2 protein-coding genes (1 of these 2 cut by a window edge) are annotated in these 20,447 nt (G+C 44.5%); both read left to right on the forward strand.

Features of this window, described 5'->3' with window-relative positions; all coding sequences use genetic code 11:
• Positions 1 to 15,885 (forward strand): non-ribosomal peptide synthetase, encoded by a 15,885-nt coding sequence (locus QSH61_RS03930; RefSeq protein WP_286123224.1) that lies wholly within the window; start codon positions 1 to 3, stop codon positions 15,883 to 15,885.
• Positions 15,885 to 20,447: the beginning of a non-ribosomal peptide synthetase gene (locus tag QSH61_RS03935; RefSeq protein ID WP_206470943.1), read on the forward strand. 5,718 nt of this gene lie beyond the right edge of the window; the window shows 4,563 of its 10,281 coding nt (coding positions 1-4,563); it begins with the start codon at positions 15,885 to 15,887; the stop codon falls past the right edge of the window. The genes QSH61_RS03930 and QSH61_RS03935 overlap by 1 nt, the downstream gene beginning before the upstream one ends.

A 20,447-nucleotide genomic window follows, 5' to 3' on the forward strand; every position in this document is an offset into this window, starting at 1 on the left:
ATGATGATGGATGGACAAAAGCAAGGCTCAACCTGCTACTTAGCGTTGAGTTTAACGCAGCGCGACATTTATTTGGACCAACAACAGTATCTTGAGCACCCACTATATAATGTTGGTGGCTATATTAAGTTGGGAGCGATTGACGAAAGTCGGATTAAAGCAGCTCATGAAAAGCTAGTCATAAATCATGAAATATTTGGAATGAGAGTGCGCCAGAGTGAAAGCGGCATATCTCAGTATTTTAGTGACTCTAGATTTACTAATTTAGAAGTACTCGACTTTTCGGCCTACTCAACTCCTCTTGAGCATGCCACAGTTTGGCTGCAGCAGCGTTTTGCAGAAGCGTTTCAGCTTGAAGAGCAGCCGTTATACGATGCCTATTTGGTCAAGCTTTCCGTGAATGAATACTGGTATGTAGCGATTGCTCATCATGTCATGATGGACGGTTGGGGATTTGCAAACTGGGCTGATTTATTGAGCCAGTATTATCGTGGTCAAGACCCACAACATCAATCAAAGATGGGGCTCTGGGCTGAAATTGTCGCAGACGACGAAAATTATGTAGCAAGTTTAAAGTATCAAAGAGATAGAGAATTTTGGCTTGAACAGGGAATAACGCCTCAAGCACGAGTTTTTAACCGTACTCATAAAGAAAGCTGGCGTCAACAACATACACCGAGTAACCGAATACAACTTGATATTCCTACGCAGTTACACAAAAGCATGGTTGCTCGAGCTAAAGCATGGGGAGTGAGTGTTGCTCAATTGGTATTAGCTGGAGTAAGCATCTATTTTTCCAAAGCTTACCAATTAACGGAATTGAACATAGGGTTATCTTTTCATAACCGTAACGGTGCTAAACAAAAGCGGATGCTGGGGGCTTTTACCAGTATCAGTCCAACAACACTTAATTGCGCAGGTGAGAAGTCGTTGCTGGAGTTAGTCAAAGATATCGCAAATCGGCAGAAAAAGTGCTTTCGACATCAGCGTTTTCCCTTCGGGCACTTGGTCAATGCATTGGGTAGTTCAGGCAAAGAAAATCAACTATTTGATATTGCCTTTAACTATTTAAAATTGGATAGCTCCCTGAATTTTGAAAATGGTACCGAGTCTCTTGAGTATGTATCACATCTACATGAAATAACTCCAGTTACGGTGACTTATTGGGAGTATGGTGAGGAACTATCACCAGCGTTAATGCTTGATCATAACCTTGCTTATTTCAATGAAATTGAAGGCACTCAGTTGTTAGAAAGGCTAATGGTCGTGATGCAAGAGATCACCTTACAAAGTGCTGAAACTCCAGTTTCTGATATTGAGATTCTCTCTGCTGAAGATCAGCAAAGGTTCGCGCTGCTAAAAAATACACCGATTGACGAGTTAGCTACCGAGCAAGCCTTACTACATCAGCAAATCGCTTTGCATAGCAACAACCTTGCTGCGCGGACGGCTGTGATTGCAGCAGATCAAACGATTAGCTACGCCGAACTTGAGCGTCGTGCAGATGCAATGGCCCAACATTTGTTAATGTTAGGTGTGAAAAGACAAGACCGAGTGTTAGTTTACCAGCAACGCAGTATAGCACTTATTGTCAATATACTGGCGATTATGAAGGTGGCAGCTGTCTATGTACCATGTGATATGGCCCTTCCTCTAGCGCGTCTTCAAGTTATGGTTGCTGATGCCGACCCAGTGTTGTGCTTATCCGACAATGCAGGGCTTGCTAACTTAAAAAATCAAAATAACCAAAGCCTTGGTTGCACCGTCATCAACAGCGATGATCTGACGCTTGAACAATACGAATATCAGCAAGTCTCTATCCCTACTAAGTCAGACGATTTAGCTTATCTCATGTATACCTCAGGCTCCACCGGCAAACCAAAAGGGGTGATGGTTGAATATCGCCAGCTAGCAGCATTTATCCTGCCATTACAGCACAAATATTCCATGACTGCGGGTAAGCGAGTATTACAATTTGCTTCATTGAGCTTTGATACAGCAATAGAAGAAATCTTTGTCGCCTTGGTACATGGTGGAACTTTAGTGTTACGTAGTGAAACCTGCTTGGGAAGTGCTGATGCTTTTTGGCAATTTTGTCAAAAGTACGAAATTAACTTGCTTAGTTTACCGACCGCGTTTTGGCATCGACTTGCAGTCGAGCTTGATGGTCAGATACCGAGTTGTATTGAGCTTATTATTTTAGGTGGTGAAGCGTTAGCGGTAGATAAAGTCAGAAAATGGCTAAATGAAACGAATACTAGAGCTCGGCTAATCAATTCCTATGGGCCCACTGAAACAACGGTTTCAGCCTGTTGTTTTGAGATTGAGAAAAATGGAGATATCCAAGATAGGGTACCAATAGGTCGTGCAGATCCCAACACTCAATTGTACATTCTAGACTCAAAGCAACGTCCGCTTCCATTTGGAGTACCTGGAGAAATATACATTGGAGGAAGTAAAGTTACGCGCGGATACTGGCAACGTCCGGATCTAACGGCACGAACGTTTTTCGCAGATCCTTGGCAAAATCAACCCGACGCAAGAATGTATAAATCCGGAGATATAGGTCGTTTTAGAAGTGATGGGAACATTGAATATTTAGGGCGTAATAATAAGCAAGTTAAAATCCGTGGTCACCGAGTTGAACTTGGAGAAATTGAAAATCATATCAAACAGATAAGTGGTGTCGACTCGGTTATCGTCGTACTCGATTCCTCAGCCTCTGAAGCTCAGCTTAATGCCTATGTTAAAGCTGTGGATAACAAAACCGAAGAATTATTGGCGCAGATTAAACGCGCATTAGCATTGGAACTACCCAGCTATATGATACCAAGTGGTTTTATGTTGCTGGAACAGTGGCCGATTTCAGCAAATGGCAAAATAGATCTGAAAGCGCTCCCACAAATCGCCTTGTGTGATGGTGTTAACTCAAAGATGAGCCTGAGCGAAATGGAGTTGCGTGTGGCTTCGATATGGTCAAAGCTGTTAAACGTTTCTATTGCCAAGTTAGTGCCAGAAAGCGACTTTTTTGCTTTGGGTGGGCATTCCTTGCTGGCGGTCAGCATGCTCTCGGGATTAAAGCGCGAGTTTAAAGTTGATATTAACTTGGCGACTTTATTCAGAGCCTCAACGATTGCCGCGTTAACTGAGCAGCTAAATGCTGCGAGTCAAGCGACTGAAAACCTCACAACAATATTGCCTCAACCTTCTGCTGAGCGTTACCCCCTGTCAATGGCCCAGTTAAGGCTGTGGTCACTGGATCAGCTACAAGGTGGTAGTTGTGAATACAACATGCTAGCTGCTTTTGAGTTTTCTGAACATATCGATATTCATAGCTTGAATAAAGCCTTGATTGCTTTGGCGACGCAGCATGAGATCCTACGTACTAACCTAGTTCAAGATGGCTCCTCTGTAGTTCAAGTTATTTCTGCTCCCCGAGATGACTACATAAGAGTGATTGATTACTCCCAGCTTACAGCGCGAGATTATCAATTAGCTCGACAAAGGTATATTCAAGAACAACAGGAATATAATTTTGAACTCGGCCGTGACACACTTTTTAACGTGGATGTATTGCTGCAAAGTGGTGTTGGTGATGACAAAGTAAAGTCAGGCACTTTAGTGATAAATTTACATCACATTATCGCTGACGGTTGGTCAGTGGAGATTTTTTGTCAAGCACTTGCAACTGCATACCAGTTAGCATTGCAGAAAAAAGAAGTAAAACTACCAGAGCTGCCAATTCAATATAAAGATTACGCATTGTGGCAACGAGATAGAGAAAATAGCGACGAATTGGCTCAGCAATATAATTATTGGCAAAGCCAGCTTGCCCACTTGCCAACAACTGCATATCTAAACGTTTCCAAACGAGCAGAGCAACGAGGTCAGCAAGGTCAATATTCTAGTCGTATTTCTGACGCTTTAAAGCGACCTTTGGAAGCGCAATTAAAAGATAATCAAATGACCCCATTTATGCTAGTTCATGGGGTTCTGGCTTTGTTATTAGCACGTCATAGCAATAGTACCGACATTGTTGTGGGTACGGCGGCTGCAAATCGTCTTACCTTAGAAACTCAAGGTCTAATAGGTTTCTTTGTCAATATCTTGGTGTTGAGAACTCAGGTAGAGGATACGCTACTTACCGATTTCTTCGCCCAAATAAAAGATGTTAACAGGCAAGCGCAAGCCAACCAAGAGGCCTCTTACGAGGAACTGGTGAGACGTTTAGCTCCAGAGCAAGGGCGTAATTTATTTCAAATAATGCTGACGCAACAACAAGATTTTGAGCAGGGGATTGCTCCTGAGCAGCTGTTCTTATCTGGAACAAACTTATCCTTACTTCAGCTACATCAAAGTAAAGCAAAGTTTGATCTGCACTTAGAGTTTAGCTTTGATCACAAAACGCTATGTCTTAATTGGTATTACGATCAGAACTGTTTTGACCATGCCTTAATTGAGAGCTTAGATCAACACTTTTGGCAGCTTTTGAGAAGCCTGCTAAGCAACCATGAGGGCAGTACTGCTCAGCTTGAGATGTTAACTCAGTCCGAGCAAGACTATTTAATCCATACTTTAAACCAAGCCCAAATCCCTTACCCAATAAATCAATCAGTATCACAACGCTTTGAATCCATTGCGCTGAAATATGCGGATAAAGTGGCTGTCATTGCAAAGAATAAAAAATATAGTTATGAAGAGTTAAACCACCTAGCAAATCAGTTCGCTCACACTCTAGTTGAAAAGTATAACGTTACATCAGGAATGCTAGTTGGCTTACATGTATCTCGTAGCGTAGAAATGCTAGTTTCGATGTTGGCAATACTGAAAGTTGGAGGCGCCTATGTACCTCTTGATAGTAATCAACCACAACAGCGACTTGAGAATATTGTAACTGATGCTCAGTTGTCGCTTGTGATAACTGAACCAAGTCTTAGCAGTACACTCACATTTTTCCAAGGTACTAAGCTGCTACTCTGTGATGGTTATATGGAAAGATTGATTGATACCGCTAAGCTGCTGAGCAAGCCCGCAATATCTACTCCTCCTGAGCAAGTAGCTTATGTTATTTACACATCTGGGTCGACAGGTAAGCCAAAAGGTGTTTTAACCTCACAGCAAGGGATTTTACGCTTAGTTTGTGACGCCGAGTATTTTCCACTTAATTCAATGACACAGGTATTGCACTGTGCAAACATTGCTTTTGACGCAGCAACATTCGAAATTTGGGGACCGCTACTTAACGGTGGAACCTGCGTTGTTTACCCTGAAAAATTTGTCACTCCTGAGCAAATAAATCAACAGTTAGCGCTTTGGCAGATCAATACCTTGTGGTTGACCGCTGGTTTGTTCAGCCAATGGGCTCAGTCTCTTCCCGAACATCACACTCTTGAGAATGTCATCGCAGGTGGTGATGTGTTAGATGTTGCTGCTGTAAAGTTATGTCAACAGAAGTTGCCTGAAGTTCAGCTCTGGAATGGTTATGGCCCAACGGAAAATACGACATTTACAACATGTCATTTGATTAATGAAGTAGCTCCTACCTCAATTCCTATCGGCAAGGCATTACCTGGAGATCATGTCTATATTTTGCAGGGGGATAGACTCGCTCCTTTTGGTGCGGAAGGAGAACTATGTGTTGGTGGGCATGGACTTGCGCTAGGATACTTAAATCAGGATGAGATGACTCGTGAACGGTTTGTGGAGAATCCATTTTATTCTGAGGGTAGCACTCTTCCACGAATGATCTACCGCACGGGCGATTATGTTCGTTATATTAGCCCAGGCGTAATGGCATTTATTGGGCGTGTAGATCAGCAAGTTAAAATTCGTGGATTCCGTGTAGAGCTGGATGAAGTCCGAAGTTGTCTTAACCAATTCAACGGTGTAGCGAGTAGTTTGGTGGTGTTACAGCAAGGCGCTATTGATAAACAGCTTGTTGCATATGTTCAGCCCATCAACGACACCGATAAACAATTAGTAGAGTTACTTCGGGTACACTTGCAGCAACAATTGCCCAGTTATATGGTGCCTGAAGCTATCGTTATTGTTGCTGATTGGCCTTTAACTCAAAATGGCAAGATAGATCGTGAGCGATTACCAAAGCCAAAACCACAGATACAGACTACACAACCGCCAATAACACCTACAGAAATTGCGTTAGCTGAATTATGGGCTGATAAGCTAGGTATTGTGTGTGAAGCTGTTGGCCGAGATAGCAGCTTTTTCGGTTTGGGTGGGCACTCACTTTCTTTGATAAAAATGGCAACAGCCGTTGCTACCTACTTTAATATTGACTTCTCTGCAGCTCAAGCATATCAATTCAGCACGCTTAGCTCGTTAGCCCAGTTTATTGATAGTGCAGCCCTTGGTGTTAATAAAGCCATAATAATTGAGCCCAGAGATAGTTCAGAGCCGGCGGCTTTGTCATATGCACAACAGCGTTTGTGGTTTATTGAACAGATGCAACCTGGCAGTGCGCATTATGTGATGAGTTCAACATTACAGTTGCGAGGAGTAATAGCAGCTGACTATATAGAGCAGGCATTACAAGGCATTATTGCACGGCATGATATATTGCGAAGCCGTTTTATAAGCCATGAAGGTGAGCCTAGGCAAGTCGTGGAAAGTGAGGTCAGGTTTGTCTTACAGCATTACGATTTAACATCACTAGCGCCTGCAATACAGCAGCATAAGATACAGGCACTACAAGCAGAAGAAGGACAGCGAGGTTTTGACCTAACAGCAGGGCAACTATTTAGAGCGAGTTTGGTCAGGCAAAGTGCAACGGAAGCGGTGCTGATGATCAGTCTTCATCACATCATCGCAGATGGTTGGTCGGTAGAGATATTGCATCGAGAGTTTGCGGCACTTTATCAAGGGTTGCAAAGAGGGGAGGCTGCGGTACTTCCTCCTTTAGCTATTCAGTATAGTGATTATGCTGATTGGCAGCAGCAACAGGGTAAAGAAGTACTACAACCCAGTGTCGATTACTGGTTGGAACAATTAACTGACTTACCCCAGCGCCATGACTTACCTTGTGACGGAGCACGCCCGACAAGTCAATCCTTTGCCTGCAAACAGGTTGGCACTGTGCTTTTGGCACAACAGGCAGAGCAGCTCAAAACCTTTGCACAGCAGCAAGAAATGACGCTATTTATGCTGTTACATGGTACCTTGGGAATGCTATTGAGCCGCCACAGTAACAATCGCGATATCGTTATCGGTAGCCCAGTGGCCAATCGTTTATCATCCCAAGTAGAGCCATTAATTGGATGCTTTATTAATAATGTTGTTCTGCGGCTAGATTGTCATGGGGAGCAGTCGGTAGCTGATTTTTGTCAGCAAATCCGAGCCGTAAATCAGGATGCACAAGCACATCAGGCTGTGCCTTTTGAGAAGTTGGTTGAGCAATTGCAAACTGAGCGTAGTCAAGCGCACGCGCCGTTGTTCCAAATCATGTTGAATTTACACAGCCAACGTCAGGCGAGTTTGGATCTTGCTGACATCACTATAACTGAGTGCCAGCCAGAAGCACTCTTTAGTGAATATGATTTAACCTTTAATGCCTTTTGGCAAGACTCCGAACTGGTTATTAATCTTGTTTATAACCAACAACTCTTTAGTGAGTCACGTGCGAATACCTTGTTGGTGCACTTAGCGCGATTGCTCATGGCTTTAGTCCACGCCCCTGTGGAGCAAAATATTGGCCTGTTGTCATTATTAACAGAGCACGAGCAAGCTGATCTTATCCGGCAAGGACAAGGACCTTGTAGTCACATTCCACAGCAGGCGGTAATAACCCTGCTACAGCAGGCGGGTCAATGCCGCCCAAATGCAATAGCGGTACGCTGCCTTGAGCAACAGCTTGACTATAAGCAATTGTTTGAACATGCGAAACATATTGCACAAGGGCTTCGGCAGGTTGGTGTGAAACGAGGTCAACGGGTGGGGGTTTGTTTACCACGCACCATCATGTTATTGCCCACTTTACTTGGGGTGTGGCAAGTTGGCGCAGCCTATGTTCCATTAGACCCAGAGTATCCGAGTGCACGCTTAACGCACATGATTAACGATAGCGGAGCATGCCTTGTAATTAGTGAGCCTTCGGTCTGTGAACAACTGCCAAGCACAGTGCCTTATTATGATGTTGAACAGCTACTTAGCTGTGCAGGGTCGTTAGAGTGGGAAGCGGAGCGTCTTGAAAGTGGAGCATGCGCTTATGTTATTTATACGTCAGGCTCCACAGGCCAACCTAAAGGAGTGATGGTAAGCCATCATAATGTCGTGAATTTTTTAACGGCAATGGCAGAGTTATTGAGTGCGAGTTCAGATACTAAGTTACTTGCGGTGACTCCCATTAGCTTTGATATTCATGTACTAGAGTTGTTTCTACCTTTGTTAGTTGGGGGGACGGTACACTTAGCGGATAATGCGATGCGGCGGGACCCGGGAGCGTTGATTTCACGCTTACACCGAGGTGATATCAATATGATGCAGGCAACCCCCGCAAGCTGGAAAATGTTACTGGCGGAAGGGCGCTGGCAGCCCATATCAGGTTTAACAATTTTATGTGGCGGGGAAGCACTTGATAATCACCTCAGTAAAGCATTGCAGGCGCAAGGTGAGGTTTTATGGAACTTATATGGGCCGACGGAAACGACAGTTTGGTCAGCAGCCAGTAAAGTAACTTCCGAGCAAGTGACAGTTGGTCGGGCAATTGCAAACACTCAACTTTATGTGCTGAGTGATAGTTATCAACTACAACCGCATGGCTGTACTGGAGAATTATATATAGGTGGAGAGGGAGTCAGCTTAGGTTATCTCGGCCAAGAGGCGTTAACTGCGACTCGCTTTATTACAGGAATTGCCCCAGACGGCACAGCACGACCATTATATCGGACGGGAGACTTGGCCAGATTGACGGTGTCAGGTGAGTTTGAAGTGATTGGTCGGGCCGATCACCAGGTTAAAGTGCGTGGTCACCGCATTGAATTAGGGGAAATAGAGCAGCAATTATTAGCGCTACCAAGTGTTAGAGAAGCGGTGGTGCTGGTAGTGGGCGAAGAGGAGCAGAGCCGTTTAGTTGCCTATATTGTCAGTGACAAAGACGACAGTCATGGTGACATACAGCAGCAATTGGCGACTGTCTTACCGGAATACATGGTACCAAAACAGGTTGTGACATTACCGCGTTTACCATTGACGCCAAACGGTAAAGTGGACCGCAGTGCGCTACCTAGTCCACATCAGCAAGCAACGAAACGAATAACTGCGACAAGTCAAACAGAGCGACGATTGGTACAAATATGTGCTGAATTGTTGGGGATAGAAGCGGGGGATATCGGTCTAGAGCAACACTTTTTTGCGCTAGGTGGGCATTCCTTATTAAGTGTAAAGCTACAAGCTGAGATCCGCTCAACGTTTGCAGTAGAGCTAGGTTTAGGCGACATATTTGCTCAGCCAGACTTAGTTAGCCTAGCGGCAACAATAGACGCAGCGGAACACTCACAACAAACATTGATCACAAAACGAAGCAGTTCAGAGCCGGCGGCTTTGTCATATGCGCAACAGCGTTTGTGGTTTATTGAACAGATGCAACCTGGCAGTGCGCATTATGTGATGAGTTCAACATTACAGTTGCGAGGAGTAATAGCAGCTGACTATATAGAGCAGGCATTACAAGGCATTATTGCACGGCATGATATATTGCGAAGCCGTTTCATCAGCCATGAAGGTGAGCCTAGGCAAGTCGTGGAAAGTGAGGTCAGGTTTGTCTTACAGCATTACGATTTAACATCACTAGCGCCTGCAACACAGCAGCATAAGATACAGACACTACAAGCAGAAGAAGGACAGCGAGGTTTTGACCTAACAGCAGGGCAACTATTTAGAGCGAGTTTGGTCAGGCAAAGTGCAACGGAAGCGGTGCTGATGATCAGTCTTCACCACATCATCGCAGATGGTTGGTCGGTAGAGATATTGCATCGAGAGTTTGCGGCACTTTATCAAGGGTTGCAAAGAGGGGAGGCTGCGGTACTTCCTCCTTTAGCAATTCAGTATAGTGATTATGCTGATTGGCAGCAGCAACAGGGTAAAGAAGTACTACAACCCAGTGTCGATTACTGGTTGGAACAATTAACTGACTTACCCCAGCACCATGACTTACCTTGTGACGGAGCACGCCCGACAAGTCAATCCTTTGCCTGCAAACAGGTTGGCACTGTGCTTTTGGCACAACAGGCAGAGCAGCTCAAAACCTTTGCACAGCAGCAAGAAATGACGCTATTTATGCTGTTACATGGTGCCTTGGGAATGCTATTGAGCCGCCACAGTAACAATCGCGATATCGTTATCGGTAGCCCAGTGGCCAATCGTTTATCATCCCAAGTAGAGCCATTAATTGGATGCTTTATTAATAATGTTGTTCTGCGGCTAGATTGTCATGGGGAGCAGTCGGTAGCTGATTTTTGTCAGCAAATCCGAGCCGTAAATCAGGATGCACAAGCACATCAGGCTGTGCCTTTTGAGAAGTTGGTTGAGCAATTGCAAACTGAGCGTAGTCAAGCGCACGCGCCGTTGTTCCAAATCATGTTGAATTTACACAGCCAACGTCAGGCGAGTTTGGATCTTGCTGACATCACTATAACTGAGTGCCAGCCAGAAGCACTCTTTAGTGAATATGATTTAACCTTTAATGCCTTTTGGCAAGACTCCGAACTGGTTATTAATCTTGTTTATAACCAACAACTCTTTAGTGAGTCACGTGCGAATACCTTGTTGGTGCACTTAGCGCGATTGCTCATGGCTTTAGTCCACGCCCCTGTGGAGCAAAATATTGGCCTGTTGTCATTATTAACAGAGCACGAGCAAGCTGATCTTATCCGGCAAGGACAAGGACCTTGTAGTCACATTCCACAGCAGACGGTAATAACCCTGCTACAGCAGGCGGGTCAATGCCACCCAAATGCAATAGCGGTACGCTGCCTTGAGCAACAGCTTGACTATAAGCAATTGTTTGAACATGCGAAACATATTGCACAAGGGCTTCGGCAGGTTGGTGTGAAACGAGGTCAACGGGTGGGGGTTTGTTTACCACGCACCATCATGTTATTGCCCACTTTACTTGGGGTGTGGCAAGTTGGCGCAGCCTATGTTCCATTAGACCCAGAGTATCCGAGTGCACGCTTAACGCACATGATTAACGATAGCGGAGCATGCCTTGTAATTAGTGAGCCTTCGGTCTGTGAACAACTGCCAAGCACAGTGCCTTATTATGATGTTGAACAGCTACTTAGCTGTGCAGGGTCGTTAGAGTGGGAAGCGGAGCGTCTTGAAAGTGGAGCATGCGCTTATGTTATTTATACGTCAGGCTCCACAGGCCAACCTAAAGGAGTGATGGTAAGCCATCATAATGTCGTGAATTTTTTAACGGCAATGGCAGAGTTATTGAGTGCGAGTTCAGATACTAAGTTACTTGCGGTGACTCCCATTAGCTTTGATATTCATGTACTAGAGTTGTTTCTACCTTTGTTAGTTGGGGGGACGGTACACTTAGCGGATAATGCGATGCGGCGGGACCCGGGAGCGTTGATTTCACGCTTACACCGAGGTGATATCAATATGATGCAGGCAACCCCCGCAAGCTGGAAAATGTTACTGGCGGAAGGGCGCTGGCAGCCCATATCAGGTTTAACAATTTTATGTGGCGGAGAAGCACTTGATAATCACCTCAGTAAAGCATTGCAGGCGCAAGGTGAGGTTTTATGGAACTTATATGGGCCGACGGAAACGACAGTTTGGTCAGCAGCCAGTAAAGTAACTTCCGAGCAAGTGACAGTTGGTCGGGCAATTGCAAACACTCAACTTTATGTGCTGAGTGATAGTTATCAACTACAACCGCATGGCTGTACTGGAGAATTATATATAGGTGGAGAGGGAGTCAGCTTAGGTTATCTCGGCCAAGAGGCGTTAACTGCGACTCGCTTTATTACAGGAATTGCCCCAGACGGCACAGCACGACCATTATATCGGACGGGAGACTTGGCCAGATTGACGGTGTCAGGTGAGTTTGAAGTGATTGGTCGGGCCGATCACCAGGTTAAAGTGCGTGGTCACCGCATTGAATTAGGGGAAATAGAGCAGCAATTATTAGCGCTACCAAGTGTTAGAGAAGCGGTGGTGCTGGTAGTGGGCGAAGAGGAGCAGAGCCGTTTAGTTGCCTACATTGTCAGTGACAAAGAAGACAGTCATGGTGACATACAGCAGCAATTGGCGACTGTCTTACCGGAATACATGGTACCAAAACAGGTCGTGACATTACCGCGTTTACCATTGACGCCAAACGGTAAAGTGGACCGCAGTGCGCTACCTAGTCCACATCAGCAAGCAACGAAACGAATAACTGCGACAAGTCAAACAGAGCGACGATTGGTACAAATATGTGCTGAATTGTTGGGGATAGAAGCGGGGGATATCGGTCTAGAACAACACTTTTTTGCGCTAGGTGGGCATTCCTTATTAAGTGTAAAGCTACAAGCTGAGATCCGCTCAACGTTTGCAGTAGAGCTAGGTTTAGGCGACATATTTGCTCAGCCAGACTTAGTTAGCCTAGCGGCAACAATAGACGCAGCGGAACACTCACAACAAACATTGATCACAAAACGAAGCAGTTCAGAGCCGGCGGCTTTGTCATATGCACAACAGCGTTTGTGGTTTATTGAACAGATGCAACCTGGCAGTGCGCATTATGTGATGAGTTCAACATTACAGTTGCGAGGAGTAATAGCAGCTGACTATATAGAGCAGGCATTACAAGGCATTATTGCACGGCATGATATATTGCGAAGCCGTTTCATAAGCCATGAAGGTGAGCCTAGGCAAGTCGTGGAAAGTGAGGTCAGGTTTGTCTTACAGCATTACGATTTAACATCACTAGCGCCTGCAACACAGCAGCATAAGATACAGACACTACAAGCAGAAGAAGGACAGCGAGGTTTTGACCTAACAGCAGGGCAACTATTTAGAGCGAGTTTGGTCAGGCAAAGTGCAACGGAAGCGGTGCTGATGATCAGTCTTCATCACATCATCGCAGATGGTTGGTCGGTAGAGATATTGCATCGAGAGTTTGCGGCACTTTATCAAGGGTTGCAAAGAGGGGAGGCTGCGGTACTTCCTCCTTTAGCTATTCAGTATAGTGATTATGCTGATTGGCAGCTGGCAAGTCAGCAGCAACAAAAGCTCAAGTCACAGCTAGACTACTGGGTTACTGAGTTAGCCGAGCGTGGTGAAGATTTAAAACTGCCTAGCGACACCGGGACAATAGAAAAACTTAGGGGTAGTACCAGCAAAGTCAGTTTTTCTTTATTGCCTTCTTTTAGCTCTGAATTAGAACTGATAGCAAAAGATCAAAAGATAACACTCAATATGCTGTTAAGTTCAGCATGGGCTATTTTGCTAGCTAAGCTTACCGGCAGCTCGTCATTACAGATAGGACTTCCTGTTGCTGGGAGACAGCATGCGGCTTGCTTTGATCTAATTGGACTGTTCGTCAATACCGTTGTCTTGAAAGTTGAATTACAGTCGGAGATGACTATTATCGAGTTGTTTTCTCATGTGAGTGAGAAAAGCACTTCTGCTTTTGCCAATCAAGATGCTCCGTTGGAGCAAATAATTGAGCGTTTGAACCCGCCAAGAAGTTCATATCAGCATCCCGTATTCCAAACATTGTTAGCACTTCACAATAAGTATGAGGCTGCGCAGATACCTGCTCTCGAAATGAATGAACTGATACGGACGAATGGTCATTCAGAATTTGATTTAGTGCTAACTGCAGAGCAAACAGAACATGGCTTAGATTGCCATATAGAGTTTCTAAATGAGCTTTACCACTCTAGTGATGTTGCCAAATGGAGCGAGTATTTCTTAAATATCTTAAAGGCTTTTGTAACGCAACCTAATGCAACCATTGCCGAGTTATCACTTATGTCTAATGATGATAAGAGGCGTTTACTTGGTCGGCCTCAAAGCGTATTGCAAGCTACTCCAACTTTGTTGATGCCTCAGCGGTTATCGAATAATGCTGTTCGGTTCCCCGATAATATTGCCATAGTAGATAATGGCAAGGAGTATACTTATGCTTGGTTAGAATCCCACTCAAATCAGCTCGCAAATTATCTCTTACAAGAGGGAATTACAACAGAAGATCGAGTAGCAATCTGCCTGCCAAGATCGGCAATGTTTATGGTCGCTATTTTCGCGGTTATGAAAGCCGGTGCGACATATGTGCCGCTGGATAGAGCGCAGCCAAAAGCTAGGTCTCTTTATGTTTTGGCCGATAGTAAACCAAAGCTTTTGTTATTACCTGAGGGTGATGACCATGAGAGTTACAAACAAGCAGAATCCGATTATGTGATACAGAATTTAAGTGAAGATCACGCAATATTCCAAGATCATGAACCGAATGCGCCCCAAATCTGCATCGCCCCACAGCAACTGGTGTACCTAATATATACATCAGGATCCACCGGTAACCCTAAAGGCGTGATGGTGGAGCACCAAAATTTAGCTGCTTTTGTCGAAGGCTTTATAGACCGCTACCGACTCGACTCGACTAAACGCATACTGCAATTTAGTGCTGTAAATTTTGATATGTCCATTGAGGAGATATTTGGCAGCTTAATGACAGGTGGGACGTTGGTACTACGAGACGATACCTGGCTATCGAGTACGGCAACATTTTGGGCGCTTTGTGAACAGCAACGTATCAATCTAATCACTTTGCCAACGGCATTTTTCCATCAACTTATGCAGGCGCCTACTATGTCATTACCTAATATGCTGGAAACAGTCATTATTGGTGGTGAAGGGTTACAGGCTGGCTGTGTTGAGCGCTGGTTTGCACATCAAGGGAAGCTTCCAAAGTTAGTTAACTCTTATGGTCCAACTGAAACCACCGTCACTGTTTCGCACTTAGAGATAAAGCCTGATGGCTATTATGGTGAAATTTTGGCTATTGGCAAAGCGGATGCGAATAACCGTATTTATATACTCGATAATCAGCAACAACTACAGCTTCCTGGTGTAAAAGGAGAGATTTATATTGGTGGAAATCAAGTCAGCCGAGGCTATTGGAACAAAGATGAGTTAACGGCAAAGGTATTTTTTGCAGATTTGCTGGAGCAAGATCTTGGTTCAAGAATGTATCGCACTGGAGATATTGCTCGATATCGTAATGACGGAAACATTGAGTTTTTAGGTCGCAGAGACGCTCAAGTCAAATATAAAGGTTACCGTGTTGAGTTGCCTGAAGTGGAGCAAAACTTAGCTCAGCATGAGCGGTTGGATAGCGCGGTAGTGCTGCTTAATACCACTAAACAGCATCAGCACCTTGACGCTTGGTTGGTTAGTCACAGTTGCCAAGATCATAGTGACCTTATCAGTGATGTGAAGGGGTGGCTCAAGCATAGGTTGCCTCATTATATGCAGCCTAGTCGGTGGGCTGTGCTCAACGTATTGCCGTTAACAAATAATGGCAAAATTGACAAAGCTAATTTACCCACCCCCATTGCGCATAGTGATAGTCGCTATATGGCGCCGAGCAATGAACTAGAAGAGAAGCTTGTGGATATATTGCAACTGACTTTGGGGTTACAAACTTCCCCAGGAGTGCATGATAGCTTCTTCGAGCTTGGAGGTAGTTCTATTTCACTGGTCGCGTTTAAAAATGCGATAGAAAACGGTTTCGGTGTACAGCTGGAACTGCTGTTTTTATTCACGTATCCAACCGTAGCTGAGATTGCATTAGCTGTTGAACTGGCTAACAAAAACACTGGCGCAAATACCGAGGCTGAGCTTGCGGAAGATATGGAATCTGGAGAATTTTAATGGTTCAAAAAATAATAAAAAAAGCGCTAGCTGCAGGGATCGAACTTTATCTTGAAGAGCAAAAGCTAAAATTTACGGCGCCAAAAGGAGCGTTGACCTCTGAGCTAAAGAATGAAATTTCTGCACACAAAGACGATATTATCCAGTATCTACAACATAGTATCCAACGTCCTAAAGTTAGTGCTATCACTCCTCGTCCTGACAGTAAGTATCTACCTTTGTCTTTGGCGCAGGCGAGATTGTGGTTTATACACCAGCTTGGTGGTGGCGAGAGTAGCGAATATAATATTTTTGCAGCATTCGAGTTAGAAGGTGAGTTGCGAGTTGATAAGGTTAGTCAGGCTTTGGCTGAAATAATCAACCGTCACGAAGTGCTCCGGTGTGGTTACGTTGAGCAGCAAAATCAAACGCTGCAGTTTTTACATCAAGACTTTGAGATACCTCTGTTTCAAGAAGACTATAGCCTGCTTTCTGCCGCAGAATATGAGACTAAACTACAACAGCTGATAACTAAAGAGTCACGTTACTCATTCGACTTGAGTGCTGAATTAGTATTGCGGGTAACGCTTGTTAAACGTCATGCCAAACAGCATTGCTTACTTTTCGCTGTTCATCATATTGCAGCAGACGGCTGGTCAGTGGAAGTGCTGTCATCAGAATTTGTAACCAGTTATCACCAGTTAGCGACTGGCCAGTCAGTGCAGTTAACTGCTTTACCAATACAGTATGCTGACTATGCCTATTGGCAAAAGCAACATTTAGATCAGCCAGTACTTGAACAGAAATTAGAGTTTTGGCATGACTATTTAGCCGAAGCTCCAGAGGTACATAGCCTACCACTCGATAGACCACGCCCTAAACAGCAAAATTTTACATCTAAACAAATGCAAGTTCCTTTGAGCAAGAAACTGAGCGAGCAGTTAGTCAAGCTGGCAAAAAGCCACAATGTGACGCTCTTTACCTTATTGCAGTCTGCATTTGCTTTTGTTTTAGGCCGATTTAGTGGTAGTGATGATATTGTGATGGCGACACCTGTGGCGGGAAGAGAACGAGAGGAAGTTCAGTCCTTGATCGGCTGCTTTCTCAATACAATAGTGCTGCGTTCGGAGATCCCTGAAGATGGTGATTTTTGGCAATTTTTAGCTAAAAATAAAAGCCGAGTACAGCAGGCTTTTGGTCATCAAGAGGTACCTTTTGACCAAGTCGTAGAGGCTGTGCAGCCTTCCCGCAATTTAGCCTACAACCCTTTAGCCCAAATCAAGTTTGTACTACAAAATTATCAACAATCTCAATTTGAATTGACGGACTTGATTGTTCGCGCTTTACCGTTGCGAGAGGGAGCTGTGCGTTATGACTTGGATCTTAGCATATTTGAAGAGCAAGGAAGCCTAATCCTTGACTGGAATTATAAAAGTGAATTATTCGACCAAGTGACAGTGGAGCGGTTATCAACAGCTATGGTGCAATTGCTAACTGCGTTGCCTGAACACCAATCTAATCAATCATTACCTTCGTTGTTGAGTGAAGAAACAAGACAATCGCTCCTATCAATGGGAACAGGTGAGCAGCAAGTTACTGATACAGAACTTCCCATTGTACAGCAGATATTAATTCAGGCTCAGAGTGCACCGGAACGAATCGCAGCTCGAGCAGGTGATACGACACTAAGTTATGGCGAATTAATTGCCAAAGCGAAAAATTTAGCTGGCTGCCTATCAGAACAAGAAATAGGTCATGGTGATCATGTTGCGCTATTACTGCCTAAAAGTGTGGAGCTATTAGTCGCCCTTATCGGAGTACAGTTGGCGGGAGCCGTATATATCCCATTAGATAAATCGAGTGGTAAGACAAGGTTGGAATATGTATTAAAAGATGTTGATGCCGAACTATTGATAACCCAAAGTGCACTTCTCGAAACAGTATCTAGCGAAGGGTATGATGTAATGTTGATGGATGACTGCTTAACGCCAGACTGGCTAAGTGAGTTTACACCATCTTCGCTACCGCCAACTCAGTTAAGTGATAGTGCTTATCTAATTTATACATCAGGCTCTACTGGTCAACCCAAGGGAGTTGAAATTACTCAGTTGGGATTACAGCAGTATTGCGCCTTTGCCAGTGATTTTTATTACCAAGACCATCTCGTGGGCTCTCTACTCGTTACTGAGCCGGCATTTGACATCAGTGTACCTAGTCTTTACTTACCCTTATTACATGGGGGATGTGTGACATTATTGCCACAAGATGATGTGATTTTTGCTTTGCTGAACGAATTACAGCAACTTGAGCTTGAAGGGGTATTATTGCGATTAACTCCTAGCCATTGTCAGGCCTTACTCGATGCGCTCAAGGGCCAAGTGATCACTGCCCCTTGTGTATTGGTGATAGGTGGTGAGGCCCTATCGCAAAGAGTAGCTTTAGCATTAGGTGATACGTTTCCTAACAGTTTGTTATATAACCATTACGGTCCAACAGAGACTGTCGTGGGTTGCTGCATACATGCATTCAATGATTTACCATTGTTAGGAAACGGCACTGTACCGATAGGTCTGCCAATGACCAATACTCAGTTGCTGGTATTAAACGAACAACAGCAACTTCAAGTGCCCGGAGGCATCGGCGAATTGTGGATTGCAGGTACCGGTGTGGCGAAAGGATATTGGCAACGGCCAGAGTTAACCTCTAGGTGCTTTGTTGTAGATGTTTTAAAGAGCGGCTCGTCCGAACGTTACTACAAAACAGGGGATTTAGTTCGCTGGAATAGTCAAGGGCGGTTGGAGTTTATTGGTCGTAATGATCAACAAGTTAAAATTCGTGGGCATCGAGTTGAACTTGGCGAGATTGAAACGCTTTTGGAGGGCTGTGATGGTGTTCAACGATTAATCGCACACGTTAATAGAAGCCAAGAAAATGAGTATCTTGTGTGTTATTTCGTGCCTCAACATGAAGATGTTGAGACCGTGCGCAACCAGCTAGAAGGCCTTGCCGCTGCTAGGCTACCTGTGTACATGAGACCGCATTGCTATATTGCGCTTGATGACTTTCCGCTAAGTCGTAATGGTAAAGTTAACCGACGGGCATTACCTGATCCCAAAACGTTGCAACAAACTTCACGACTTGCTCCGGAGAGCTTAGTTGAGATGCAGTTGCTGGATATTTGCACGCAGCTGTTATCACGAACAGATATTGCGCCTAACAGTGACTTTTTTGCAATGGGGGGGCATTCACTGTTAGCGGTTAGGTTGATCAACCATGTGAGTACACAGCTGGGTAAGAAACTACAGTTAAAAGATATTTTTAATCACCCAATTATTCGTGACTTGGCTAAGTTTATACAGAAAAGTGAAGATCTAGCGCTTGAACCAATTAAGCGACTGGAGACGGATATGGTTAAACCGCTTTCTGTAGCGCAGCAGCGGTTGTGGTTACTGTCGCAGATTGAAAGCAACCAGGCTCAGTATAATATGCCATTTGCGTTGGATATCTGCGGCCAGTTTGATGTCGATATTGCTGAGTATGCCTTGACTCAGTTACTAGAGCGTCATCAGGCATTACTTATGAATTTTGTCACAATAGATGCTCAACCACAGCTACAGTTAACGCAAGAAGCTTTTCAACTAGTATTACTAGATGTGACTGGAAAGTCTATCGCTGAGCAGCAGTGTCAACTTGAGACTGTGCGATTAGAAAATGCAACCATACCATTCGATCTAAGTCGAGATTGTCTGTTGCGCGGGACTTATGTCAAGCGAGGTGAGCAGCACGGCACGTTACTCCTCACTACACATCACATCGCGACAGATGCTTGGTCGATGAATATTCTATTACGCGACTTTATTACTATTTATAAACAAAAGCTGGGTGTTGATACTGAAGCGCTTCCTGTGATCGATATTCAATACAGTGATTATGCCGCGTGGCACCATGAACAACTTGCGTCGAATGAGCATAAAGCGCACTTAGATTATTGGCTTACACAGCTGGCAGATATTGATGCTGTCCATCAGTTACCCACTTATCAAGCGAGAAGTAATCAGCAAACGTTTGCTGGAAACAATCTGCAATGGCTATTGAATCAGAAGCAGTTGAATGGTTTAAAGCAACTTGCGGGCAAACACAATGCGACGCTTTTTATGGTATTGCATGGTTTATTGAGTCTGTTAATTTGCCGTCACACTCAGCATTCGCAAGTGGTTATTGGAACCCCGGTTGCAAATCGTAGTCACCCGCAGTTGGATAACGTTGTGGGCTTTTTTATAAATAACCTAGTGTTAAAAGTGGAGTGCTCTCTTAAGCAGAGTTTTGGGACGTTCTTAGAACAAGTAAAGCAAGTTAACCTAGAGGCATTGTCCCGCCAAGCTACGCCATTTGAACAATTGGTCGAAATGCTAGCTCCTGAACGCAGTTTGAATTATTCCCCGTTGTTTCAAATCATGTTGATTCTGGACAATACGGCGAACGAAGCGTTACCTCTTGGCGATTTGCCGTTTTCCATGACACCACAGTTACATTCAGAATCGGTAGCTAAGTATGAATTGACTTGGCATGCACGTGAACAATCA

The organism is Pseudoalteromonas sp. JC3, assembly GCF_030291895.1.
In the GTDB taxonomy this organism is placed as follows: domain Bacteria; phylum Pseudomonadota; class Gammaproteobacteria; order Enterobacterales; family Alteromonadaceae; genus Pseudoalteromonas.